This window comes from Streptomyces sp. NC-S4 (assembly GCF_054353315.1).
The window spans coordinates 7,214,922-7,238,033 of record NZ_CM135937.1; the positions used below are offsets into that span (position 1 = coordinate 7,214,922).

The window sequence follows — 23,112 nt, forward strand, 5'->3', positions numbered from 1 at the left end:
AATGTCAATCATCGAGAGATCTTATCCTGAAGCCATGCGCGACACAGACAGTCCCTCGCCTCACCTTCCGGCCGACGACCCGATCGGGTTGCAGTCCTTCGCCGTTCTGCTGCGCCGGATGAACGCCGAGTTCAATCGCATCGCGCAGGAGTTCGCCCACGCCCAGGGCCTCCACCTCACCGACGTCCAGGCGCTCATCGCCGTACTGGACGCGGACACCGACGAGGACGGCGGCCCCATGACACCCGGCCGGCTGCGCAAGCAGATGAACCTCACCTCGGGCGCCATGACCGCATGTCTGGACCGCCTGGAGAAGACCGGGCACATCCGCCGCGTCCGGGCGGCCGACGACCGCCGGGTGGTCCACCTGCATTACGCCCAGGCGGCCAAGGAGGTCGCCCGCGACTACTTCCGCCCCCTCGCCCACGGCACCGACGCCGCCCGCGAACGCTTCACCCATGACGAACTCCACGTGGTGGTGCGCTTCCTCGCCGAGATGAACCATCAGCTCGCCCTCGTCCGGCGATGAGTCCCACCCGGGGCGCGCGGGCCGACCCGAGGGGGAGAACGACTGCGGAACCCGCCCGGGCCGAGGCGCCGGGCGGGTTCCGCAGGTGGTGGGGGTCCGGGCGGTGTCAGAACCGGCCGGGAGCGGACGGGAGCGGCAGTCGCTTCGCGGGCGCCGCCGATTCGCGGCGCTCGGCAGCGGCAGGCGGGTTCTGGCAGGTCACGTCCTGGGCGGGCAGCTCGCCCGTGGCCAGGTACGCGCTCACCGGGGCGTTGGCGCAGGAGGCCGGGTCGAAGAGGTACACGCCGTGGCCCTCACCGCCCGCCGCCAGGACCATCCGCGAGCCCTTGAGCGCCTTGTGCAGGCCCTGGCCGCTCACCAGCGGGGTCTGCGAGTCCCACTCGTTCTGCACCGTCAGCACGTTCGCCTTCTTGTGCATCGGCGTGGCCGCCTCGACCGGCCGGTCCCAGAAGGCGCACGGCATGATGTTGGACGCGAAGTCCCCGTACAGCGGGTACCTGGCCTTGTCCTTCGCCGCGTCCCGCGCGTACTGCTCGGTGTAGCGGGGCCAGCTGCCGGTGTCCCCGCACGCCACGGCCCAGAACACGGCGGTGGCGTTGTCCGAGGCCGGTTCGGCCGCCGCGCCGCCGGTCAGCAGTCGCCCGAGCTCCGTCGCGGTCGGGCCCGCGGGCAGCGGCTTGCCCTCGGACGCGGCCTTCAGGGCCACGACCAGCGGGGTGGCCTGCGAGGGGTAGAAGAACACCCCGCGCGCGGTGCGGATCATGTCTCCGTCGACCTTCACGCCCTCGAACTCGAACGGCTCCTTGTCGGCGCGCGCCACCAGATCCCAGAACGTGTCCGACACCGCCTTCGGGGTGTCGCCCAGCCGGTACTCCGCCGACCGCTGCGCCGCCCACTGCGTCCACCGCGCGAAGGCGGGCTCGGCCTCGGTGGCCCAGACCTGGATCATGCCGCGCCAGATCCGCTGGGGGTCCACGCCGCTGTCGAGCACGAAGCGGTCCGTGCGGTCCGGGAACATCTGCGAGTAGACCGCGCCCAGGTAGGTCCCGTACGAGTAGCCCAGGTACGAGAGCTTGCGCTCGCCGAGGACCGCACGGATCGTGTCCATGTCCCGGGCCGTGTTGCGGGTGGTGATGTGCGGGAGCACCGGACCGGCCTTCTCGCGGCACTTGTCGGCGACGGTGCGCGCCCAGGTCACGTCGGAGCCGAAGGTCTCCGGGCGGTAGGCGCGGTTGAAGTTCTGCTCGGCGTCGGTCAGTCCGCAGGTGATCGGGCTGCTGGCGCCCACTCCGCGCGGGTCGAAGCCGATGAGGTCGTAACTGTCCCGTACCTCCTTCGGCATCGCTTCGCCGACCAGCAGCGGCAGGTCGAGACCGGAACCGCCCGGGCCGCCGGGGTTCAGCAGCATGGCGCCGTGCCGCTTGGCCGGGTTCTCGCTCTTGACCCGGGATATGGCGAGATCGATCGTGCGCCCCTCGGGACGCCGGTAGTCGAGCGGGACCTTGAGCGTCGCGCACTCGTACGAGGCCGGCTGCTCGGGGCTGCAGCGGTGCCAGGCGGGTTTCTGCCGAAGGTGGTCCGCGGCCGGGGCGGCGGCGGCCTGGGTCGCGGACAGCAGGGGGACGGTGGTCGCGATGAGTCCGGCGGCGGCGAGCAGCGGTGCGAGGCGTTTCAGGCGCACTGAGCCGTTCCTTTCGGTGAAGTCGCTTACGCGACCACCTTGTTGCACCCGGGCGGCCGACCGAATCATCCCGAAGGTCCGTGTCCTGTGCTCCTCACGAACGAGCCGGGAACAGGACAGGTGGCCGACACGCCGAAGTCGGCACCCGGTTGGTCGTGTACCGGGGGCCGACGTGTGCGCGGTGCGGGAGCGGCCTCAGTGGCCGCCGCCCTGGCCGCCGTCGTGCCCGCCACCGTGTGTCTCGCCGGGCGTCGCACCGGGCGTCGCGCCGGGTGCGGTGTCGGGCGCCGCGCCGGAAGTCCCACCGTGTGCGCCTCCGTGCGTGTCGCCGGTCTCCAGGGAGCCGCCGAGACGTCCGCGCAGTGTGGTCAGGGCTTCCTCCGTGGCCGCGGTGACGACCCATCGGTCGCCGACCAGATAGAGGCCGCCGTACATGCGGGCCTCGGTCAGCCAGGAGCGCAGTCCCTGCTCGGCGGTGAAGGTGACCATACGGTAGACGACCTGCCCGGCCTGGCACCCGCCCTCGCGCAACTCCTCGGCCTCCACGTTCACTTCGGCGGTACAGCCGATAGCCGTGGCGATCTGTTCGAGGGAGGTCCCGGGCGCCGCCGCCGCGGCGGCCGCGGTCGACGGGGCCCCCGCCGAGGTGTGCTGCGCCGCCGCCTTCGAGGAACAGCCCCCGCACAGCAGCGCGGTGAGGCACACCGCCGCGACGGCCGGGAGCGACGGGCGGATCCGCCGGATCCGGCGGGTGCGGCGGTCGGTGGACGGCATGGTGACCTCTCTGGGCGGTCGGGGAGGGATCGTGGCGCCCGGGTGGGGAGGTACCCGGGCACCACGCGTTTCGGGGGCGGATCGGCGGGCCGCCGACAGGGGCTAGCCGACGACCTTCGCCTTCTTGCCCTTGTCGGTGATGGCGAACCAGAGACCCTTGTTGTTGTGCCCGGTGGTGTCACCCGGTTCCTTGTCACCGGTGAAGGTGTAAACCGGCCAGCAGTCGATCGTCAATTGCTCGCTGCCGTCGGGCCGCTTCACCTTTCCAATCAATTCAGGGGCGATTCCGTTTACCTTGTCCTTGTCGACCGGCTTGGCCGGCTTCCAGGTGTCCGTGCAGGCGTCCACGCAGCCGATCTTCATCGGCCAGGCGCTGTCCTTGTCGAACCGGTAGAGCGTCTTGCCCTCCCCGTCCTCGACGAGGGTGCCGAGCTGGGGGTTCTGCACGGCGGTGAGTTCGCCGCCCTTGGCCGCGGCGTCCGGCTTCTCTTCCTTCTTCTCTTCCTTCTCCGCCCCGGCGCCCTTGCTCGCGCCGGCCGGCTTCCCGCCCGGGCCCAGTACGTGCCAGGTGCCGCCGACCCCTTCGCCGAAGGAGTCGCCCGCCTTGGCGTCCTTGGAGTAGCGGTACACGGGCCAGCCGGCGAGCGTGAGCTGCTTGGTGCCGTCGGCCCGTTCCACGGAGCCGAGGAGCGCCGAGTCGATTCCCGCGCTGACCGAGGCGTCGTCCGCGGAGACCGCGGGCCAGGCCGCGGCGCAGTCCCCCTCGCAGTTGGACTTGGGCGGCTTCGGCGTGTCCTTGTCGAACCGGTAGAGCGTGAAGCCCTCGCTGTCGGTGACCCCGGGCCCCAGGCCCGCGATCTCGGTCACCTTCAGCTGTCCGGCCGAGCCGGTCTTGCCGGCTGCGCCCGCCGGGGCGGCTCCCGAGCCGCCGCCGGCGCCGCTTCCGTACGGGTCTCCGTATCCGGAGCCGGCTCCGACCTGTTTGCTGTCGCCCACCGGCTGGACCGCAGGTGCCTTTCCCCCGTAATTGTCGGAGCTTCCGCATGCGGCTGTTGTCATCATCAGTACCGCGACCGCTGACCCGGCGAATATCTCACGACGCTTAATCTTCACGATCTCTCCTTCAGGTTCGGTTTCCGCGTTTCCTTGCCCCCGGTAATTGATACGGGGCCGGGAGCTGCGGAAGCGAATATCCCGGGGAATTTGTCAGATCGCGCCAACATTGAACCCGGGGCATTGGTTCAGTCCTGGATGCGCAGCGCGAGGGCCGGGCAGCGCCGCACCGCGCGCAGCGCCTTCTGGCGCTGCGCGCGGGGTACGGCCATGGACGCCTCCGCGGGGAAGCCGTCCAGGTCCAGGCGGACCACATCGGGCAGGACGTCCACGCACAGCCCGTGGCCCCTGCAGAGGGTCCAGTCGACCAGGAGCCGCTCCGGGCTCTCGTCGTCCTCGTACAGCGGAAGGGCGCCCAGCACCCGTCTGCCGCAGCCGCTGCCGAGCGCGTGGTCACGGAACTCGTCCGGGAAGGTCCTGAGCGCCGAGGCGACGAAGTTCGAGGTGCCGTCCGGATGGCTGCACGCGCCGCGTTTGAGCACCGCCTTCATCCGGAGCTCCAGCATCTCCAGGGCGGGTTTGCCCCCGCCCCGGATGGCCTCGTCCAGTACGTCGGCGATGGCGGGCAGCCCGCGTACGCACGGGCCGCACTGGCCGGCCGACTCCTTGGCCAACCAACGGGTCACGCGTGCCACTTCGCCGGCCGGGCAGGTGTCCATGGGCAGCGGCATCACCGCCCCCGCCCCCAGCCGTGCGCCGAGCCGGTCGAGGGACTCGCGCGATATCTCGGCCGCACGTGCGTTTGCCGGAGTGAGCCATTTGCCGTGAAACCCGCCGACCAGGACGCCCTGGCCCGGATCGGTGCCGCACAGTTCCAGGATGTAGGAGAGCGCGGCTCCGCTCGGCGTCTCGACGACCGTGTTGCCCGCGACCGTCAGCATGATGGTGCCCGGCTCGCTGGGCAGGCCGGTCGCACGGAAGTCCAGCGCGCCGAGCCGGGCGGCGACGGCCAGCTGGGCGAACGTCTCGGTGTTGGAGAACAGGGTGGGCACGCCGTTCAGGCCCCGGTCGCTGGTGCGCACCTTCTGGCCGGACGGCAGCGTCGGCCCGCCGTTGAGACCGTTCACGTGCGCCGTGCTCTCGCCGGTCACGAAGCGCTCGGGGAGCAGCGTGACCTGCACCCGGCGTCCTGCCGGGCCGCGTTCCGCGACGGCCTCCCGCAGTGACTGCTCCACGTCCCTCCGGGTGACGCCCACCACGACGTCCTCGGAGTTCAGCGCGGCGGCGGCCAGCAGGGCCCCGTCGAGCACCAGATGGGGGGTGTGCAGCAGCAGCGCGGTGTCCTTGAGGCAACTCGGCTCGCCCTCGCTGCCGTTGACGACGACGGCGGTCTGTCCGTCCCCGGCGCGGGCCGACCGCATCACGGAGCGCAGTTTCTTGGCGAACGGGAAGCCCGCGCCGCCGCGACCGCGGAGGTCGATGTTCTCGGCGAGGTCGACGAGCTCCTCCGGCCGGTAGCGGGGCATTTGGCCGTGTGTCGTCAGATGGGCCACGCGGTCGAGCCGCGCGGCCTGGTCGAGCCCGGCCAGCAGCCGGGGAGCGCCCACGCAGCCGAGGCTGGGGCGCGGCTCACCGCTCACAGCCACTGGTCCCGGCTGATGAGCGTCTCGGCGTCAGCGGTTGCGCGGGCGCGGCTCGGCGCGTAGACGGCGGTGCGCGGAGGTTCGTTGCTCAGGGGCGGTCGGTCATTGAGGGCCGGCCGCTCGGGCCGGGGCGGCTGGGCCTGGTTCGCGGTCACGGCCGCCGCTGCAGGACGTGAGCCGCGCCTCTGTCGGGGCACGCCGCCCTTGACGGGCTCCGGAGCCACGGGCTGGGGGACGGGCGGCACGAAGACGGCCGCTTCGCGCATCCGGCTCCTGACCCGGAACACGAGCACACCCACGATGCCGAGCAGGGCCAGCGCGTACGCGGACGTGACCCAGGGGGCGGCCGCGCGGCCCGACTTCAGGCCGTGCACCAGTGAGGCGCCCCAGGCCGGATAGGCGCCGAAGTGCAGGACCCGCCACCACGCCGAGCCGCTCCTGGTGTTGAACACGCTGCGCACCGCGCCGGAGATGGCCACCGCGATGAAGAGGTATCCGGCCAGACTGCCGAGCCCGACCAGTACGGGCCGGGTGGCGTCCGTGAACGGCACGGCCGCGGAAGTCGCGGTCGTCCGCTGTCCCGCGACCTTGATCCAGATGTGCAGGGCGAGGAAGAGGAGCCCTGACACGGCGAGGCCGCGGTGCGCGCCCTGGGCGAGCAGCCGGTGTCCCGAACCGAGGACGGCCCGGTCGGTCGCGGCCAGTCCCCAAAGGACGGTGGCGGTGAGCGAGACGAGCGAGAGCACGCCCGCCCCGAAATCGAGGAAGGCGAATAGCTGGCTGAAGGCGCCCGCGCGGGCGGCCACGGTGACGAGCACGATGGCCGCGCCGACGGCGCAGATCACGCCGGGGCTCAGCCTGCCCTCCTTGGGAAGGAGGGAGGGCCGCCGAATGGCCCTCCGTCCGGCCGCCGCAGCCGCAGCCGAGGCATGGCGGTTCTTGCGGCGAGCCCTATGTGAGCTGGGCATTTGAGGCTGGGGCAGGGGCATCCAGGTCTCCTGTGCGCCTGGGCATCCGAGCACTCCACCTGGCGCTCGGTACCCGGGGGTCGTTGTAGTCGTACCCGGCAGCGCTGTGAAACTCCGCGCCGGCCGAGGGAACTTGGGGCCGGAGTGCAGCAGCATCGTGGAGCTGCACAGCAGCTCCACAGGTTTTATCGAAACGTGATAATTTCTCGCACCTGCGTCTCCGGCGCATCGAACAACCCCGGAAGATTCCCCTCCAGCGGGGGTTGCGACAGGCCACCGCGCCGCCCGCCACCTACGCGTCCCCGACGGCAAAGACACGGCAAAGAGACGGGACCGTAGGTGGTCGGACCTCTCTAGGAGGGAGTACGAGGGCCGCAACTCTCGCGTCAGACAGCGATGTTGACGTGGGGAGCAACCTCGGCGGGCTTGTTGCTCTTCCCCGGACAAGCCTCCCCCGGCACGAACGAGGAAAACGATGTGTGAACTTCTGAACCGCATCTGGTCCCGCCCGCGTGGCGAGTGGACGCGCGTCCTGCGCAACGAACTGCCCGCGCTGGCCGGCGAGATAGTGGAGGAGCTCCTGCATGGAATTCCGGAATTTTCCGCACTTATCGATGACAACGATGCCATTGATGACGAGTTGTTCCGGCAGAGGGTGGAAGAGGCTCTCCTCACCGTCCTCGGCTACCGGGAGCAGCCCCGGGAACACGCACCGGACGAGCACGATGAACAGGCGGAGAGTGAGGACGAGATCGAGAACCAGATCGAGGTCGGGATCGCGGCCAGGGCCGAGTGCGAGGTCACGCACGAGGGCCGTCGCGAAGGCCTCCGCGAGGTCCGTAACGAAGTACGCAACGAGGGCCGCCGCGAGGGTCTGCGCGAGGTCCGCAACGAGGGCCTGCGCGAGGGTCTGCGCGAGGTCCGCAACGAAGGTCTGCGCGAGGCCCGGCACGGGAGCCGGCACGATTCCCGGCACGAAGGCCTCCGTGAGACGGACCGGGCGCGGCACGACCTGTTCAGGACCCTCACCGATGACAGGGAAGCATCCGAGATGTCCCTCAGCGAGCTCGCGGAGGCGGCCGGCTGGCCCCTCCCGCTCGCCGTACGGGCCATCGTGCCCGCCACGCCCGGTGAGACCCAGCAACTCGCCGCCGTACTGGACCACTGCCTCGTCGGCATGTTCGCGGGCCGTCCGTGCCTGCTCGTCCCCAGCCCCGACCCGGACAACCGCGCCCAGCTGGAGAACGTGCTGCGCGGCCGGTTCGCGGCCGTGGGCCACGCCGTTCCGCTCCGCGACACGGCCTCCTCGCTGCGCTGGGCGCTGCGCCTGGCCGCGCTGACCCCCGCCCGGCCCGGGCTCGAGGTCCGGCCCGTCTTCGTCGACGACCACCTCTCGACCCTGCTGCTCCTCCAGGACGAGCCCCTGGCCCACGCGCTGGCCGCCCGGTGGCTGCGTCCGCTCGCCGACCTGACCCCCCGCCAGAGCGAGCGGCTGGAGGTGACGCTGCTCGCCTGGCTGGAGGGCGGCGGTGCCCCCGAGGCCGCCAAGGCCCTGAGCGTGCACCCGCAGACCGTGCGGTACCGCATGCGTCAGCTGGAGAAGCTCTTCGGTACCGGCCTGCGTGACCCCCGTACCCGCTTCGAACTCGAGATGGCCCTGCGCAGCCGTCGGCTGATGGCCCAGGTCCGCCGTCAGCACTCCCGGGTCGGCCGAAGGGCCGCCCGCGTCATCCAGGCCGACTTCACCCCCTTGGTCGTCGGACGGATGGCCCGCGTCAACGGCCTCTGACCCCCGCTGAGCCCGAAACAGCCCGGCCCGGTCCCGTACATACGGGACCGGGCCGGGCTGTTTCGCGCGTACGCCGCCGGGCGGGCTTGTGGGGCGGGGGCGTCGTGTGTGGCTGGGGGCGGGGTGTGCGTCCTGCATGCCCCGGGGCCGTGCGTCCTGCGGTGCGCCGCCCCGCCCCGCCCCGCCCCGGGCCGAGCCGTGTCGTGTTCTGCCGTGCCGTGCGGTACGCCGCCCGGTGGGCCGGGTGCGTGCGCGTACGCCGGCGGGCCCGGTGTGCCACCGGGACCCGCCCGTGTCACGCAGAACGCCGCCACCGGGAGCCGGTGGCGGCGTACATATACGAGCGGTGTTGGCCCGAAGTCGGCTTCGGGCCAACACCTGTCCCGGGCCGGACACCGGGGTTGGGGGAGAGGAGGGGCGTCCGGCCCGGGAGCGTAGGGGGAGCTCCCGCTGCGGGGGTCAGCGGCAGTTCTGCCCGTTGTTGATGCAGTTCACGGCCTTGTTCATCAGGCCGTTCGACATCACGTTGATGAAGTCGCCGTGGTCGGTCGCCGGCTTGTGGAGCTGCTCGGGGAAGCTGTCCACGGCGAACCGGGCACCCGGTGCCACCCCGTAGGTGAGGCGCAGCACCAGCTGCGGCATGGCCTTGAAGCCGTTCGGGCAGCGGCCGTTCTTGTCCGCGAAGGCCACGTGCGTGCGGTGGTTGGCGCTGTCGACGTTCTTGCCGTCGAAGCAGCTCTGGAAGTTGAAGGTGCGCACCACGTCACTGCCCTTCGGGCAGACCGGGTACTTGTCCTTCAGCTGACGGTTCTCGAATCCCGTGCAGCTCCAGGAGGCGTTGGCGTTGCCGTTGCCGTTGGTGAAGGCCTTGGCGTCACCGGTGATGACGCGCATGAAGCGGGGCATCGCCGTGACCTTGCCGACCGGGCTGCCCTTGAAGGTGATCGACACCTGCTTCGGCTGGAGGATGGTGCCGACGTTGCCGTCCTGGCCGCCGCCGGGCGCCTTGGCGTCCTTCTCCACCTTGCCGTCGCGCACCCGCAGCACGGGCCAGTAGTAAGTGGACTGGTCCCCGTTGCTGCAGGTGGTGCCGGACGCGGCGAGGCTGTTGTTCGTGGAGAAGGCGTCAGTGGTCTTGTTGCCCACGTAGTCGTGCATGTGGTGGGCGCCGTTGGAGACGCCGGGGGCGACGATGACGTTGTCGGGGTTGAAGTGCTTCTCCTCGTTGCGGCCGCACTGCGAGGTGAAGGAGCCCTTCGAAGCGTTTCCGGCCTGCGCGGGGTTCTTCACGTTCGGCTTGATCTTGGTGATGTTGACGAAGTCGTTCTTCGCCGGACCACCCTTCTGTGCGGCGGCCTGGGCGGCCGCGCCCTGCTCGCCCTTGCTCGCGGCCGCTGCCGCGCCGTCGTCCGCGGCAGCCGTCTGCTTCATCGTGCACGCGGCCAAGCCCTGGATCTCGTTGGGGCGTTGGCCGGCGCGGCCGATCGCGTCGGCCACGCCCGCAATGGTCTGGTCCCGCTTCTGCTTCAGGTCACCGAGCAGGGCGGCGTCGCCCTTCGCCTTCCCGGCGGCGAGCTGCTTGTAGGCCTCGGCGACCTGGTCGTCCAGCTTGGCGAGGTTCGCGTCGACCTCGGGCTTGGCCTGTTCGGGGACCGCGGTGAGCTTCTCTCCCACGTCGGGGCAGTCGATGGTGGACGTCATGCCCCCCGCCTTGTCCTGGCCGGCGGACGCGTTCCCGGCGACGACGGCGACGCCGCCACCGCCGAGTACGAGCGCGGATATCACGCCAAGGACCTTGTTCGACAAGCGTGAGCGTTTGTGGCCCTTTTTACTCATGCGATCACTTCACTTCGTCGGTTGGACATTGTTGGAAAGCGCGTCGAAGTCGACGAGTCCGGTGTCTTCGAGGACCGTGATGTGGTCCAGAACCGTGGTGTTGGCGGAGGTGGCGAGGGCCCGGACCATTGAGTTCTTGGTCTGTCCCCGGATCTGGGCCACCAGGGCGAACACCTTTCCGTGGGCTGCGCGCAGCAGTTGGGCGAACAGTCGTTCGTATTCCTCGCCGCGTGCACGGTTCATCTGGCCCAGCCAGTCCTGCTGCTGTGCGGAGGGCTGGTTGGGCAGGTCGACACCGAGGGCCTGGCCGACCTGGATGACCTGTCGGTCCAGCTCGGTGTGACCGTCGATGAGGTGCTGCCCGGCCGTCTTGATCGCAGGACGGGACCCGCGCTGCTGGGCCTGGCGGCCCGCGGGCAGCTCCCAGAGCCCGGCGAGCCGGACCTTGCGGATGAAGTCACGGTCCGCGGCCGTCAAGGGCCCGAAGGCCGTGCTCAGCGTTCCGCCGCCGTCGTCGTCGCCCGCCGGACCCGCCACGGCGGCCGTGGGCCGGCTGCCGAAACTGTCCACGGGGATCAGAAGCGCGATCAGGGTGAGCGCAAGGGCGGTGATGACCAGGCCGCTTCCGATCGTGTATCGCGTGGCCAGCGACAAGCTGTTGATGGATCTCCGCCGCAATGACGGCACTGTGCCTCCTCGCTCCAAGGGCCGGGAGGGGGTGGCGGGGCAGGAGGATCCGCACATGCCGTGCTGTGCGGTGCGCACCCGCATTCCCGGGGTGTCACGGGACGCTAGTGCCGGGCGCGGCGATGAAGTCGTAGGACATCACCATCGGATAAACATCCGGGCGACTGTCCGGAAGGCTGATATGTTGCGGCGCGCCCGGGCATTCGGCCGCGTGGTGCCGCCGTGCCCTGCCCTGCCCGGGTGCCGTCCTGCCCTGCCCGCGTGCTGTCGGCCCCGTGCGCACGGCCATCCGACCGGTCCGGCCGAAGGGCGCGCGGCGGACATCCACGGCGCGGAGGCTCCCGGCACCTGCCCTCGGTGCGGGACACCAGGATGAATGCGGGCGGCCGCGGACACCCGGCAGCCGGGACGCCCGCGCCGGCCGGAGGGCCCGGACCGACAGCACCTCGTACAGCCATGCGGAAGGGCTGCGGGGGCAACAGCCGCCCGCAGCCCTCCCGTTCGGCCCGTCCGCAGGATCAGGCGAGCGCCGCGGCCGCCGTCAGTACGCGCTCCGGGGCCCGGTCGTGCCGAGGCGCCGGCGGCTCCGGCGCCGCCTCGGTCGTACGGGTGTCCGTCAGGAGCGCGATCAGGGAGGTACGGGCGCGGGCGACGCGGGAACGCACCGTGCCGATCGGGCAGCCGACGGCCGTGGCGGCCTCGGCGTAGGACAGGCCCAGCAACTGCGTCAGGACCAGGGCCTCCCGGCGCTCGGCCGGGATCACGGCGAGCAGTTCCGCCAGAGCGATGCCGTCCTCGAAGCCCGGCACGTCGTACGGCTGGGTCTGCTCGGCGGCCGCCTGCCAGTCGCAGCGGTCGGAGAGTCTGGGCCGCGCGGCAGCGTGGCGCAGGCTGTCCACGACCGTGCGCCGGGCTATGGACAGCAGCCACGTGCGGGCGGAGGAACGGCCCTCGAACCGGTGCAGGCTCGCCAGCGCGCGGAGGAATACGTCCTGGGTGAGGTCGTCGGCCGCCTGGGTGTCGGCGCTGAGGTAGGCCACGTAGCGCCAGACGTCGCGGTGCAGCGCGCGCACGAACCGGTCGGTCTTCACGGGATCCCCGTCGCGGGCGTCCAGCGCCAGCCGGGTCACCGCCGCGTCGGAGTCGGGGGTGCGCCGGGCCGGCCGGTCGCCGGCGGTACAGGAGGGGGTCGTCAGGGCAGCAGTCATCGCCACAAGGTCCTTATGGGCAAGGGGAGTCCGGCACCGCGAGCGGCGGGGCCGGTGAGGAGTTCGGCCCGCCGGAAGGCATGGCCGAGGCCCGAGGCGCGGTGTGCGGGTGCGAGAGCGGTCGCGGACGCGGCTCGGGGAACCAGCTGTCAGAGGACAGCGGTCCCCACCGGCGGACCCCGAGAGGTGATGGCATGGACGAGGAAGAGCCGGCGCGGCGCGCGGTGGTGGCGCCTGCGGCGGATCCGGACGGGCGGTCGGTGCGCGGGCACCGCCGTACGGAGCAGCAGGCGCAGCGGGGTCCAGAGGCGTCCGGCGACGGCGCGCACCACGCGGAAGACGGCCCGCTCGCCGTGGGCGAGCCACAGCCCGCACACCACGGCGGCCAGGAGGTGCGCGGCCGGCATGCCGAACGCGGACATGGCGGCCGCCTCGTGCACACCGTCCGTCACGGCGGGCGCGGCGTCCGCCGCCCCGTGCATGGCGTGGTGCAGATGGGCGGGGGCCTGCGGCCCCCCGGTGCCGGACGGCTGCGGCATCCGCAGCACGGGTGAAATCGAGGACATCGACGACATCGCCGACATCCGCCCGGAGCCGGTCGGCGCGGCCGACCCGGCGAGGGACTGGGCCAGGGAGAAACCGGTGTGGAGCACCGCCTGGACGGCAACGGCCGCCGACGTCACGGCGAGCAGCCCGCGTTCACGTCCCGCGAGGGCCCAGGCCGTTGCCGCCGTGCCCGGGAAGGCGACGGACAGGGCCCACCAGGGCACTGCCGCACCGGACATGAGCAGGTGCCCGGTAGCCGCGAGCAGCACACAGAGGGCTGCGAACATCGCAGCCCGGAGGGCGCGCAAGCAACGGACCGGGTTCATCGAGGGCTCATCCTTGCACCGGCCTCCCGAGCCGCACATCAGGGTGCGCACTTCCGGACAAGTTCCCGCGTCCCGGCCTGTCGTGGCCGGGACGTCCGCCTCGTGTGGTGCAGGGCACAGCGGAGGGAGGGAACCTGCCCGCCGCTCCATCCGACTGCCTACCCGCTCGGTCGAAGAGTTCAACGTCCTGGGAAGGGAGACTTCGTGACGGCGGAGGGGACGGCGACCGCATCGCCGGTGGGGGAAGACGGCCCGGCGGGGCGGCAGTTGACCGCCTTGCTCACCTGCGCCATGGCGTTCTCCATGCTGCAGCTGTTCCTCCTCGGGGCGCTGGGCCCGCGCCTGGTGACCGAACTCGGGGTGTCCCCGGCCGTGCTGGGGCTCACCACCACGATCGGCTTCGGGACCGCCGCCGTCCTGTCCCCGGCGGGCGGCCGGATCGTGGACCGGATCGGTCCGCGGCGCTCACTGGTGGTCCTGCTGCTGGTCTCCGCGGCGGCCCTCGCCCTGATCGGCGCCGCCCCCGGCGCCGGTCTGCTGCTCGCCGCCGTCGCACTGGGCGGCGTACCCCAGGCGCTGGCCAACCCGGCCACCAACAAGGCCGTGCTGCGCGCCGTTGCGCCCGCCCGGCGGGGCGCGGTGACCGGGCTCAAGCAGTCCGGGGTCCAGCTCGGCGCCTTCGCGGCCGGACTGCCGCTCGCCCTGCTCGCGGGCGCCATCGGCTGGCGCGGCGCGGTCTGGACCGGCGCCGGCGCCGCCCTCCTCGCCGGGCTGTGGGCCCTGCGCGTACTGCCCGCCGACCCCGCCGCACCGCCCGCGGGGCCCCGTACGGCTCTGGTGCCGCGGGGGATGGTGGCCTGGCTGGCGGTCTTCTCGCTGTTCCTCGGCGCCGGGATCGCCTCGGTCAACACCTACCTCGCGCTCTTCGGGGCGCAGCGGCTGGACATGGGCCCGACGGCGGCGGCCGCCCTGGTCGCCGTACTGGGCGTGGCGGGGATCGCGGGCCGGGTCGGATGGTCGAAGGCGGCCCGGCCCGGCCGGGCCGAGTGGCTCCCGGGCGGGCTGGCCTGCGGAGCGCTGGGCGCCGCGGTCCTGCTGGCGGCCGCCCTGGTGGCGGGCCCGCTGGTGTGGGCCGGGGCGATCGCCGTCGGCGTCTTCGCGGTCTCCGGCAACGCCGTCTCGATGGTGCTGGTCATGCAGCGGGCCGCACCCGGCCGCGCCGGGCAGGACTCGGCGCTGGTCGCGGCCGGGTTCTTCGGCGGGTTCGCGCTGGGACCGCCCCTGTTCGGGCTGCTCGCGCAGAGCGGACGGTACGGGCCGGGCTGGCTGCTGGTCGCGGCGGAGTTCGCGGTGGCGGCGGCCGTCGCGTTCCTGTGGGCCGTACGGGACCGGCGGGAGGGCGCGGCATGAGCGCGGGCGACGCCCGGCCGGGTCCGGCCCTCGCGGCCGTCATGGCGCGGGTGGCGGTGACCGCCGAGGCGGTGGGCCCCCGCTTCCCGCTGTACGCCGAGCCGGACGACGGGCGGTGGACGACCACCGGCCGCGGCTCGTGGACCGGCGGGTTCTGGGCCGGACTGCTCTGGCTGCGGGCACGGTACACCGGCGACGCGGCCGACCGGCGCGCCGCCGCCGCGTGCACGGCCCGGCTCGAACCGTGGGTACGGGCCGACACCGCCACCCGCGGCCTGATCCTCTGGTACGGGACCGCTCCGGCCGGGGACGACGCCCGGGTCACCGAGCTCCGGGGCCGCGGCGCCGACGCCGTGCTGTCCGCCTACGACCACGAACTCGGGCTCGTGCCCTGGGGGGAAGCGCTCGGCGGGCCCCGCCTGCTCGCCCGCGTGGACGGGGTGCCGGGGACGGTACCCCTGCTGGCCGGAGCCGGACCGCGGGGAGCCGCCGTGGCGGCGGCCCACCTCCACCGCCACCTCGATCTCTGCCTCGGCGCGGGCCGGGGCCTGGGGGGCCTCCCGCTGCGGCCCGCCCTGCGCTTCGACGCCGCCGCGGGCTGGCAGCCCTGCGCGGACCCGCCGCCGGGCTGGAGCCGGGGCCGGGCCTGGCTGCTGCTGGCGGTCGCCGACGCCCTGCTGCGCCCGGACCCGGCGCTGCCCGGCCCGGCCGCGGCCCCGGCCCGGCTGGCCGAAGCCGCCGAACTCCTCTCGGCGGAGGGCGGATCCCCGGCCGCAGGGCTCGTCCCGGCGGCCGACACCGACCGGCCGGACGGGCCGCTCGACACCTCGGCCGCCGCGATCACCGCGGTCGCCCTGCTGAAACTCGCCCGGGTGCCCGGCCCCGCCTCGGCCGCGTACGCGCACCGGGCCGAGGCGATCCTCCGCCGCCTCGCGGAGCACCACCTCACCGGCCCGGACTCCGGCCGCCCGCCCGGGATGCTGCTGGACGGCTGCTACGACGCCGCGAAGGGGCTGGCCGTCCGGCACGAGCTCGTCTGGGGGGACTTCTTCCTGGCCCTCGGCCTCGCCGCCCTGGACGGGATCGTCGACATCACCGGCGTCTAGATGATTGAGGCCAAGGGCTCGTCGCCGTGGAAGGCCGGCGAGTGGTGGCGCATGTCGCTGCCGTCATTCGCCCCGCGCGTGCGAACGCGCCCGTTCGTCCTTCGCGGTCGGCGGAGATCACGCGACTCGTGCTTCGGCGGCTCGCAGGACGTCCCGGTCGGGGCCCGCCGGGGAACAGCCTTGAGTCTCCAGCGACTGGAGACAGCAGAGTGGGGGACATGGACGTTACGACCCTCTACTCGATCGGGGAGCTTTCCCGGCGGACCGGCTTGTCCGTGAGGACCATCCGGTTCTACTCCGATTCGGGGGTGGTAGCGCCGACCACCCGTAGTCCCGCCGGCTATCGGCTCTACGACCTCGACGCACTGCTTCGTCTGGAACTCCTCCGCACACTGCGCGAGCTGGGCATGGACCTGCCCACGATTCAACGGGTACTGGACCACGAGCTCTCGGTGGCGGAAGTCGCTGCGGCGCACGCCGACGCGATGGACGTCCAGATCCGGGAGCTGCAACTGCGCCGGAGCGTTCTGCGAGTCGTGGCCGGCCGGGGGTCCAGTCCCGAGGAGACCAAGCTCATGCACAGGCTCACGCAGTTGTCCGGCGAGGAACGCCGGCGTTTGATCGACGATTTCATGGATGGCGCCTTCGGCACGGTGGATGCCGACCCGGCCGCAGTGGCCATGGTTCGCGCTGCGACTCCCGACCTTCCCGATGATCCGACCGGCGAGCAGGTCACCGCGTGGGTGGAACTCGCCGAACTGGTCGGCGACGAGGACTTCCGTGCCCGGATGCGCCGGACGGCCGTACGCCAGGCCGCCGGGCGCCCGCTCGACATCGAGCGCGATGCCGGCGAGGAGCTGATGGAGTTCACCCGTCAGAAGGTGGCCGAGGCCCGGAAGTCGGGCATCGACCCGCTCGGCAACGGGGCCGCACCCGTCATGGACGACCTCGTGCACCGCTTCGCCGAGGTGTTCGCGCGCACCCCTGACACGGAATTCCGGCACTGGATGGCGCAACAGTTCGAAGAGGCGCACGATCCCAGGGTGGACCGGTACTGGCAGCTGGTGTGGATCGTCAACGGCTGGCAGGCAGTGCCGGACCTGATCCCCGTGTACCCCTGGCTCATCCGGGCGCTGCGAAACGACCGCGCCGCATAGTCACCGCAATGGGCACCGCCCGGCACCACGGCACTCCGTGCCCGGATTCATGTCGGCGCCGCTCGGAACACCGTCGACTCATTCATCCGGGCTCCGGCGGCCGTCGGGCGCGTAGCCGCGCAGGACCCGGCGGGCCACGGAGGTGATGTGGAGCTCGTCCGGTCCGTCGAGGATGCGGGCGGCCCGGCCGGTGCGCAGGAGTCCGGGCAGGGGGGTGTCCGGACCGAGCCCGGCGGCACCGTGGACCTGGATGGCGGAGTCGGCGACCTGCTGGAGCATGCGCGCGGCGGCGACCTTGGCGAGTCCCACCTCCGTACGCGCGTCCCGCCCGGCGGCGATCAGTGCCACCGCCTCGTGCACCAGGGGGCGGGTGGTACGCAGGGCGAGCAGGGCGTCGAAGACGTGCCCCTGGACCAGCTGCTGGTCGGCGAGGGGACCGCGGGACCCGCTGCGGGTGGCGGCCCGCTCGCACATGAGGTCGAAGGCGCGCCGGGCCTGGCCGAGCCAGCGCAGGCAGCGCAGCGTACGGCCCAGCTGCAGCCGCTCACCGGCGATGGTGAGCGCGTCCCCGGGGTCCCCGAGGAGGTGGTCGGCCGGGACCCGGACCCGGTCGAGCTCGATCTCGTACTGGCCGCCCGCACCGAGGACGGGGAGTTCGCGTACGACGCGGAAACCGGCCGACGCGGTGGGCACGAGCAGCAACGACAGCCCCTCGCGGTCACCGGTGCTCCCGCCGGTGCGGGCCATGACCGTCACCAGGTCGGCGCCCGCGGCGCCGGAGGTGAACCACTTGCGGCCGGTGACGAGCCAGCTCCCGTCCGGCCCGCGCTCGGCCCGGGTGCCGGTCCCGAAGGGGTCGGTACCGGGGACGTCCGGTTCGGTCATGGCGTAGCAGGTCCGCATCTCCCCGGCGACCAGCGGCTTCAGGTACGCCTCGCGGACCGCGCTCCCCCCGTGCCGCGCCAGCATCGTCACGTCGAGCAGCGGCGCGGATCCCAGTGCGGCCGGGCCGTGGTCACTGGCCCCCTCCGTCTCGGCCAGTGCGGCGTACTCCCCGAACCCCAGCCCGCCGCCGCCCAGTTCCGCCGGGAGCGGCAGGGCCCACAGGCCCTCCTCCCGCGCCCGGCCGCGCAGTTCGGCCAGCGCGTCGGCCGCAGCGGGCCCGCCCGCGTCCAGCACCGGCTCCCGGGGGATCACCCGTGAGCGGACGAACCGGTCGATCCGCTCCCTCAACTCATCGACACCCGGAGCCTGTTGTGCAACCGAGGTGTGGTCCGTGCCTGGATCCGTCACTTCTTTCCTCCTCATTCCCGGGAACTCGTGGGAACGCCCGACCGACTCACTGTCCGTGGAACTGGTCGGGTGCGGACGCTCCCGGGTTCCCCGGATTCGGTAAGACCCGGGCGCGCCGGTCACCGCCGCGCCAGGAGAGGAGAGGCATGACGTCACCAGCAACCACGCAGACGGTCCGGCCGCTCGACACACTGCGCTTCGACACCTCGGGGCCCCCGCAGATCACGAGCGTCATCGCGGACCACCTGCGGCTGCTCGGCGCACGGACGGACCGCCCCGCACACGGGGACGCGTCCACCGGCGCGTCCACCGGCACGGCCACCGGCATCGCCACCGACACCGGTGGCACCACGCTCACGGGCGGCGGTTTCGACCCGGCGCACGCGAGCGCCACCTGGGCGGATCCGCTGAGCGGGCTCGTCGACGAGGCCACGGTCCAGGCCGCCACCGGCATCATGGCCGTGCACGGCCGGCGCGACGGCGGCCCGCGCGGCCTCGCCGCCGACTACGCGGCCACCGCCACCGGGGTCCTGGCCGTACAGGGGCTGCTCGCGGCTCTCGTGGGCCAGGCCCGTGGTGGCGCCGCCCGCGCGGTCACCACCAGCGCGGACCGGGCGGGCCTGCTCGCGGTCTCCCAGTACCTCGCCGCCGCCGGGGCCGACGAGGGCGAGGCCGCCGAACTCGCCCCCGGAGGACCTCCGTTCACCTCCTCCGACGGCGTCCTCTTCGAACTGGAGACGCTCGATCCGGGCGCCTGGGCGGCCTTCTGGAAGGCCCTGGAGGCGCCCCCGGAGGCCCTGCGGGCCGGCTGGCGGCCCTTCCAGTTCCGCTACGCCACCGCCTGCGCCCCCTTCCCGGCGGCCCTCCACCTCACGGCCCGGTCCCACACCTGGGAACGGATCCGGCGGGCCGCGGCCGCATACGGCACCGAGGTGTGCGCCCTGCGTCCGCTCGCGCGAAGGGCCGAGGAACGTGCCGCGGAACACGACGGCGCCGCCCCCTGGTCCCTGTCGCGGTCGGCCACCGGACGTCTCACCGCCAGGTCGGTCCGGCTACCGGGCGCGGCGCACTCCGGCGGACCGCTGGCCGGGCTGACCGTGCTGGAGGCGGGCCGCCGCATCCAGGCACCGCTCGCGGCTCATCTGCTCGGGCTGCTCGGCGCCGAGGTGATCCGGATCGAACCGCCGGGCGGCGACCCGCTGCGCGGCATGCCCCCGGCCTGTTCCGGGATCTCGGCGCGCTGGCTCGCCCTCAACCGGGGCAAGCAGGCCGTCGAGATCGACATCAAGCGGGAGGCCGACCGCCGGCGGCTGAGGGAGCTCGCGGCCGGCGCCGACGTCTTCCTGCACAACTGGGCGCCGGGCAAGGCCGCCGAGCTCGGCCTCGACTCCGAGGACCTCGCACGGGTCAATCCCGCGCTCGTCTACGCGTACACCAGCGGCTGGGCCGACCGGATCGAAGACGCCCCCATGGGGACCGACTTCATGGTCCAGGCCCGTACGGGCGTCGGCGAGGCCGTCCGGCCCGAGGGCGAGGCCCCGGCGCCCTCGCTGATGACCCTGCTCGACGTACTGGGCGGACTGCTCGGCGCCGAGGCCGTCCTCGCCGGGCTGCTGCTGCGCGAACGCAGCGGACACGGGGTCCGGGTGGACTCCTCCCTGCTCGGCGCGGCCGACACGCTGACCGCCCCCGCCCTGCGCCGGGCGGCCCGCGGGGAGAACCCCCGGCGGCCGGCCGGATTCCGCCTCCCGCGGCCGACAGCGGACGGCTGGCTCGCACCGTCCGACGCCGACGCCCGCGCCGTCGCCGCCCACGACCTGGGCGGCCTGTCCACGACCGAGGCCCTGGCCCGGCTGCGGGAGCACGGGCTGACCGCGACCGCGGTCACCACCGAGCTGTCCGACCTGCACCACGATCCGCGCTTCCCCGGCTCGATCAGCCGCGACGCGCACGGCGCCCCCGCAGTCCCCGACCCCTGGAGCTTCGTATGACCGCCGACCGGCTCGTCCTGCACGATCTGCTGCCCGCCGAACTGCGCCGGTCCTGGGTGGTCGACGGGACCTGCCCCGACCTCGACCTCTACAGCCTCTTCCGGGCACGCCAGATCGCAGACCTGCACCGCACCGCCGTCCTCGACGCCAAGGGCAAGCTCTGTTACACCGCGCTGGACCGCAAGGTCCGATGTCTGGCCACCGGCCTGCGGGAACTGGGCATCGGCCCGGGCGACGTGGTCGGTGTGCAACTCCCCAACAACCGCTTCGCCGTCATCGCCGATCTCGCGCTCGCCGCACTCGGCGCGATCGCGCTCCCCTTCCCGGTGGGCCGGGGCGTCCTCGAAGCGGAGTGCCTGCTGCGCCGGGCCGAGGCCGTGGCCGTCATCGCGGCCACCGAGCACCGGGAGTTCCGGCACGCGGCGGATCTGAGCACGCTCGCCGGGGCGCTCCCGGCCCTGCGCCACGTCATCGCGGCCGGCTCCGGAACCGCACCTGAAGGAACGATTCAGCTGTCGGGGCTGCTCCGCAGCGACCCCACCGGCTTCGTCCCCGCCCGGCCCGACCCGGACAGCGCAGCACGCATCCTCGTCTCCTCCGGCTCGGAGGCCGAGCCGAAGATGATCGCGTACTCGCACAACGCGCTGGCCGGCGGACGCGGGAACTTCCTCGCCTCCCTCATCCCGGACCGCACCCCGCCGAGCTGCCTCTTCCTCGTACCGCTGGCCTCCGCCTTCGGGTCCAACGGCACCGCCGTCACCCTCGCCCGGCACGGCGGCACCCTCGTCCTGCTCGACCACTTCAGCCCGGACGCGGCGATCGCGGCGGTGCGCGAACACCGGCCGACACACATCCTCGGCGTGCCCACCATGGTCCGCATGATGCTCGAGCGCCTCGACGGGACGGACGAGGAACTGCCCGCGCCCACCGCACTGGTCCTCGGCGGCGCGCCGCTCGACGAGACCACCGCGGCCGCAGCCGCCAAGGCCTTCGGCTGTCCCGTGGTGAACCTCTACGGTTCCGCCGACGGCGTCAACTGCCACACCGGACTGGGCAACACGGTGCCGCCCACCGACGGATCCGGGGTCGTCGCCGGCCACCCCGACCCCCGGGTCGCCGAGATCCGCATCGCCGACCCCGACACGCACGAACCGCTGCCCGACGGCGCCGTCGGCGAGATCATCTCGCGCGGCCCGATGACCCCGCTGTGCTACGTGGGCGCACCCGACCTGGACGCCCGCTACCGGACGCCCGACGGCTGGGTCCGCACCGGTGACCTCGGATACCTCGACGCCGACAGCGTCCTGCACATCGTCGGCCGTCTCAAGGACATCGTCATCCGCGGCGGCGCCAACATCAGCCCGGCGGAGGTGGAACGCGAACTCACCGCGCACCCCCAGATCCGGGACGTCGCCTGTATCGGCGTGCCCGACCCGCTGATGGGGGAGCGGCTGGCGGCCTGCGTCGTGCCGCGCGGAGGGCAGCCCCTCACCCTCGCCTCCCTCGGCGAACACCTCACGCGACGCGGGCTGGAGCGGAACAAGCACCCCGAGCGGCTGCTCCTGATCGCCGAACTGCCCCTGACGGCGGCCGGCAAGCCCGACCGCGCCGCCCTGCGCGAGCGCCTGGCGGCGACCCCCGAGGTGGCCCCGCCGCTCGCCCAGGCGGGATGACGTCCGGGTCCCGGCGGCCGGACACCCGCCGCCGGGACCCGCCCCGGACACGACACGCAGGCCCGGGTCCCGGTTGAGTCTCCCGTGGGGGGAGACCGCAAGCTGAGGGCATGGAAAGCGACATGCTCCATTCCATCGGAGACCTATCCCGCCGGACCGGCCTCACCGTGAAGACCATCCGGTTCTATTCCGACCAGGGCATCGTCCCTCCGACCGACCGCAGCCCCGCGGGCTACCGCCGCTACGGCCCCGACGCGCTCGCCCGCCTGGACCTCGTCCGCACCCTGCGCGATCTCGGGTTCGACCTCGCGACCGTCCGCCGGGTCCTGGACCGGGAGATATCCCTCCAGGACGTCGCAGCCGCGCACGCCGGCGCCCTCGACGTGCAGATCCGTACGCTGCGCCTGCGCCGGGCCGTGCTCCGCGCGGTCGCCAGGCGCGGCCCCACCCCCATGGAGATGGAACTCATGCACCGACTCGCCACGCTCTCCCGGGCCGAACGACGCCGCCTCGTCTCCCGATTCATCGACGACGCCTTCGAAGTCCCGCACTCCAACCCGGAGTTCGAGACCCTCATGCGATCCGTCACGCCCGAGCTCCCCGACGATCCCACGCCCGAACAGGTCGAGGCCTGGGTGGAACTCGCCGGACTCTGCCAGAACGAGGACTTCCGGGCCGCACTGCGCCGCACGGCCGAGGAACAAGCCGAGGAGCCCGCCCGGCAGGCCGTCGGCACACTGCACGACACCCTCAACCGGGCGATGCGCGAACGGATCGCCGAGGCCGTGTCCGCCGGCCTCGTGCCGGCCTCGGCGGGCGGCATGTTCCTGGCCGACTCGCTGGGAGGCCTCTACGCCCACGCCTTCGAGTGCGCGGACGAGGGCGACCTGCGCCGCTGGCTCCTCGCCCGCCTCGGGACGACCGCCGACCCCCACGCCGAGCGCTACTGGCAGCTCCTGGCCGTGGTCAACGGCTGGCCCGCCTCCCCTACGCTCGCCCCTGTGTACGCATGGTTCACCACGGTCTTCGCCAGGGGCGACGCCGACCACGAGAAGGGCCTGACCCGATGAGGACGCGCATACTGACCTTCGGCCTCTACGCCGACGAGCAGGGGCTGGCATGGGTCCAGGGCCTCGTCGTGGAAGCCGTCCGCTCCCGGAACGCCCGCAACACCCGGATCACCGGCGCGACCGTCGCGGACTCCCTCACCGGGAGCGGGGGGACGGCCGCGGACGCGTACGAGGACCTGGCACTGCAGTGGGCCGTGGAACATCCCGGGCAGAGCAGCGGCGAACGGCGACCGGTCGAGCTGCGCGTCCGCCTGGTGTGTTCCCGGCGGGCGCACCGGGTGATCCGCAGGGCGGTGATCAGTGCCCTGTGCCCCGAGGACACGGCCCCCCACGTCTGCCGTGTTCCCTGGACGGCCTGGTGACCACCCGGAC

The 23,112-nt window shown here is 72.9% G+C and carries 19 protein-coding genes; 9 read left to right on the top strand and 10 right to left on the bottom strand.

The window, feature by feature from the left end:
* Nucleotides 1–34 precede the first annotated feature (34 nt).
* Nucleotides 35–529: a MarR family transcriptional regulator gene (locus ACXNSR_RS32415; protein ID WP_458638906.1), complete on the top strand. Its 495-nt coding sequence runs from the start codon at nt 35–37 to the stop codon at nt 527–529.
* Between the two features lie 106 nt (nt 530–635).
* On the opposite strand, the gene ACXNSR_RS32420 is transcribed toward ACXNSR_RS32415, so the two are convergent.
* From ACXNSR_RS32420 to ACXNSR_RS32440, 5 genes are all read right to left on the bottom strand, one after another.
* A complete protein-coding gene (locus ACXNSR_RS32420) occupies nt 636–2,210 on the bottom strand; it encodes an alpha/beta hydrolase (protein ID WP_458638907.1) in 1,575 nt (524 codons plus the stop codon).
* A gap of 195 nt (nt 2,211–2,405) precedes the next feature.
* Nucleotides 2,406–2,984, bottom strand: coding sequence for a hypothetical protein (locus ACXNSR_RS32425; protein WP_458638908.1), 579 nt, complete (start codon nt 2,982–2,984; stop codon nt 2,406–2,408).
* A gap of 102 nt (nt 2,985–3,086) precedes the next feature.
* On the bottom strand, nt 3,087–4,046 hold the full coding sequence (locus tag ACXNSR_RS32430; RefSeq protein WP_458643459.1) for an SCO0930 family lipoprotein: 960 nt from the start codon (nt 4,044–4,046) through the stop codon (nt 3,087–3,089).
* 179 nt (nt 4,047–4,225) lie between these two features.
* Complete coding sequence (locus ACXNSR_RS32435; protein WP_458638909.1) at nt 4,226–5,644, bottom strand: NADH-ubiquinone oxidoreductase-F iron-sulfur binding region domain-containing protein; 1,419 nt, start codon at nt 5,642–5,644, stop codon at nt 4,226–4,228.
* Between the two features lie 29 nt (nt 5,645–5,673).
* Nucleotides 5,674–6,525 (bottom strand): hypothetical protein, encoded by an 852-nt coding sequence (locus ACXNSR_RS32440; RefSeq protein WP_458638910.1) that lies wholly within the window; start codon nt 6,523–6,525, stop codon nt 5,674–5,676.
* Between the two features lie 598 nt (nt 6,526–7,123).
* Between ACXNSR_RS32440 and ACXNSR_RS32445 the strand changes: the two genes are divergently transcribed.
* On the top strand, nt 7,124–8,437 hold the full coding sequence (locus ACXNSR_RS32445; protein ID WP_458638911.1) for a PucR family transcriptional regulator: 1,314 nt from the start codon (nt 7,124–7,126) through the stop codon (nt 8,435–8,437).
* Between the two features lie 459 nt (nt 8,438–8,896).
* Here the strand turns inward: ACXNSR_RS32445 and ACXNSR_RS32450 are convergent, their stop codons facing one another.
* The 4 genes from ACXNSR_RS32450 to ACXNSR_RS32465 all read right to left on the bottom strand — a co-directional run bounded on the left by ACXNSR_RS32450 (nt 8,897) and on the right by ACXNSR_RS32465 (nt 13,040).
* Complete coding sequence (locus ACXNSR_RS32450; RefSeq protein WP_458638912.1) at nt 8,897–10,273, bottom strand: DUF1996 domain-containing protein; 1,377 nt, start codon at nt 10,271–10,273, stop codon at nt 8,897–8,899.
* 9 nt (nt 10,274–10,282) lie between these two features.
* Nucleotides 10,283–10,927, bottom strand: a complete 645-nt coding sequence (locus ACXNSR_RS32455) for a DUF4142 domain-containing protein (RefSeq protein ID WP_458638913.1) — start codon at nt 10,925–10,927, stop codon at nt 10,283–10,285.
* Nucleotides 10,928–11,478: 551 nt separating this feature from the next.
* Nucleotides 11,479–12,168: a sigma-70 family RNA polymerase sigma factor gene (locus ACXNSR_RS32460; protein WP_458638914.1), complete on the bottom strand. Its 690-nt coding sequence runs from the start codon at nt 12,166–12,168 to the stop codon at nt 11,479–11,481.
* A gap of 149 nt (nt 12,169–12,317) precedes the next feature.
* A complete protein-coding gene (locus ACXNSR_RS32465; RefSeq protein WP_458638915.1) occupies nt 12,318–13,040 on the bottom strand; it encodes a hypothetical protein in 723 nt (240 codons plus the stop codon).
* Between the two features lie 204 nt (nt 13,041–13,244).
* Here ACXNSR_RS32465 and ACXNSR_RS32470 point away from each other — a divergent pair, with 204 nt between their 5' ends.
* From ACXNSR_RS32470 to ACXNSR_RS32480, 3 genes are all read left to right on the top strand, one after another.
* Nucleotides 13,245–14,450, top strand: coding sequence for an MFS transporter (locus ACXNSR_RS32470; RefSeq protein WP_458638916.1), 1,206 nt, complete (start codon nt 13,245–13,247; stop codon nt 14,448–14,450).
* Entirely contained in the window at nt 14,447–15,556 is a 1,110-nt protein-coding gene (locus ACXNSR_RS32475) for a sugar ABC transporter permease (protein ID WP_458638917.1), read from the top strand. Before ACXNSR_RS32470 ends, ACXNSR_RS32475 begins: the two co-directional genes overlap by 4 nt.
* A gap of 218 nt (nt 15,557–15,774) precedes the next feature.
* Entirely contained in the window at nt 15,775–16,713 is a 939-nt protein-coding gene (locus tag ACXNSR_RS32480; RefSeq protein ID WP_458643460.1) for a MerR family transcriptional regulator, read from the top strand.
* A gap of 78 nt (nt 16,714–16,791) precedes the next feature.
* On the opposite strand, the gene ACXNSR_RS32485 is transcribed toward ACXNSR_RS32480, so the two are convergent.
* Nucleotides 16,792–18,006, bottom strand: coding sequence for an acyl-CoA dehydrogenase family protein (locus ACXNSR_RS32485; protein WP_458638918.1), 1,215 nt, complete (start codon nt 18,004–18,006; stop codon nt 16,792–16,794).
* A 146-nt stretch (nt 18,007–18,152) separates the two neighbouring features.
* On the opposite strand from ACXNSR_RS32485, the gene ACXNSR_RS32490 reads away from it, so the two are divergent.
* The 4 genes from ACXNSR_RS32490 (at nt 18,153) to ACXNSR_RS32505 (ending at nt 23,102) form a co-directional block, all read left to right on the top strand.
* Nucleotides 18,153–19,997: a CoA transferase gene (locus ACXNSR_RS32490; protein ID WP_458638919.1), complete on the top strand. Its 1,845-nt coding sequence runs from the start codon at nt 18,153–18,155 to the stop codon at nt 19,995–19,997.
* Complete coding sequence (locus ACXNSR_RS32495) at nt 19,994–21,670, top strand: class I adenylate-forming enzyme family protein (RefSeq protein ID WP_458638920.1); 1,677 nt, start codon at nt 19,994–19,996, stop codon at nt 21,668–21,670. The genes ACXNSR_RS32490 and ACXNSR_RS32495 overlap by 4 nt, the downstream gene beginning before the upstream one ends.
* Before the next feature lie 110 nt (nt 21,671–21,780).
* A complete protein-coding gene (locus tag ACXNSR_RS32500; protein WP_458638921.1) occupies nt 21,781–22,740 on the top strand; it encodes a MerR family transcriptional regulator in 960 nt (319 codons plus the stop codon).
* Nucleotides 22,737–23,102 (top strand): hypothetical protein, encoded by a 366-nt coding sequence (locus ACXNSR_RS32505; RefSeq protein ID WP_458638922.1) that lies wholly within the window; start codon nt 22,737–22,739, stop codon nt 23,100–23,102. The genes ACXNSR_RS32500 and ACXNSR_RS32505 overlap by 4 nt, the downstream gene beginning before the upstream one ends.
* Nucleotides 23,103–23,112 lie beyond the last annotated feature (10 nt).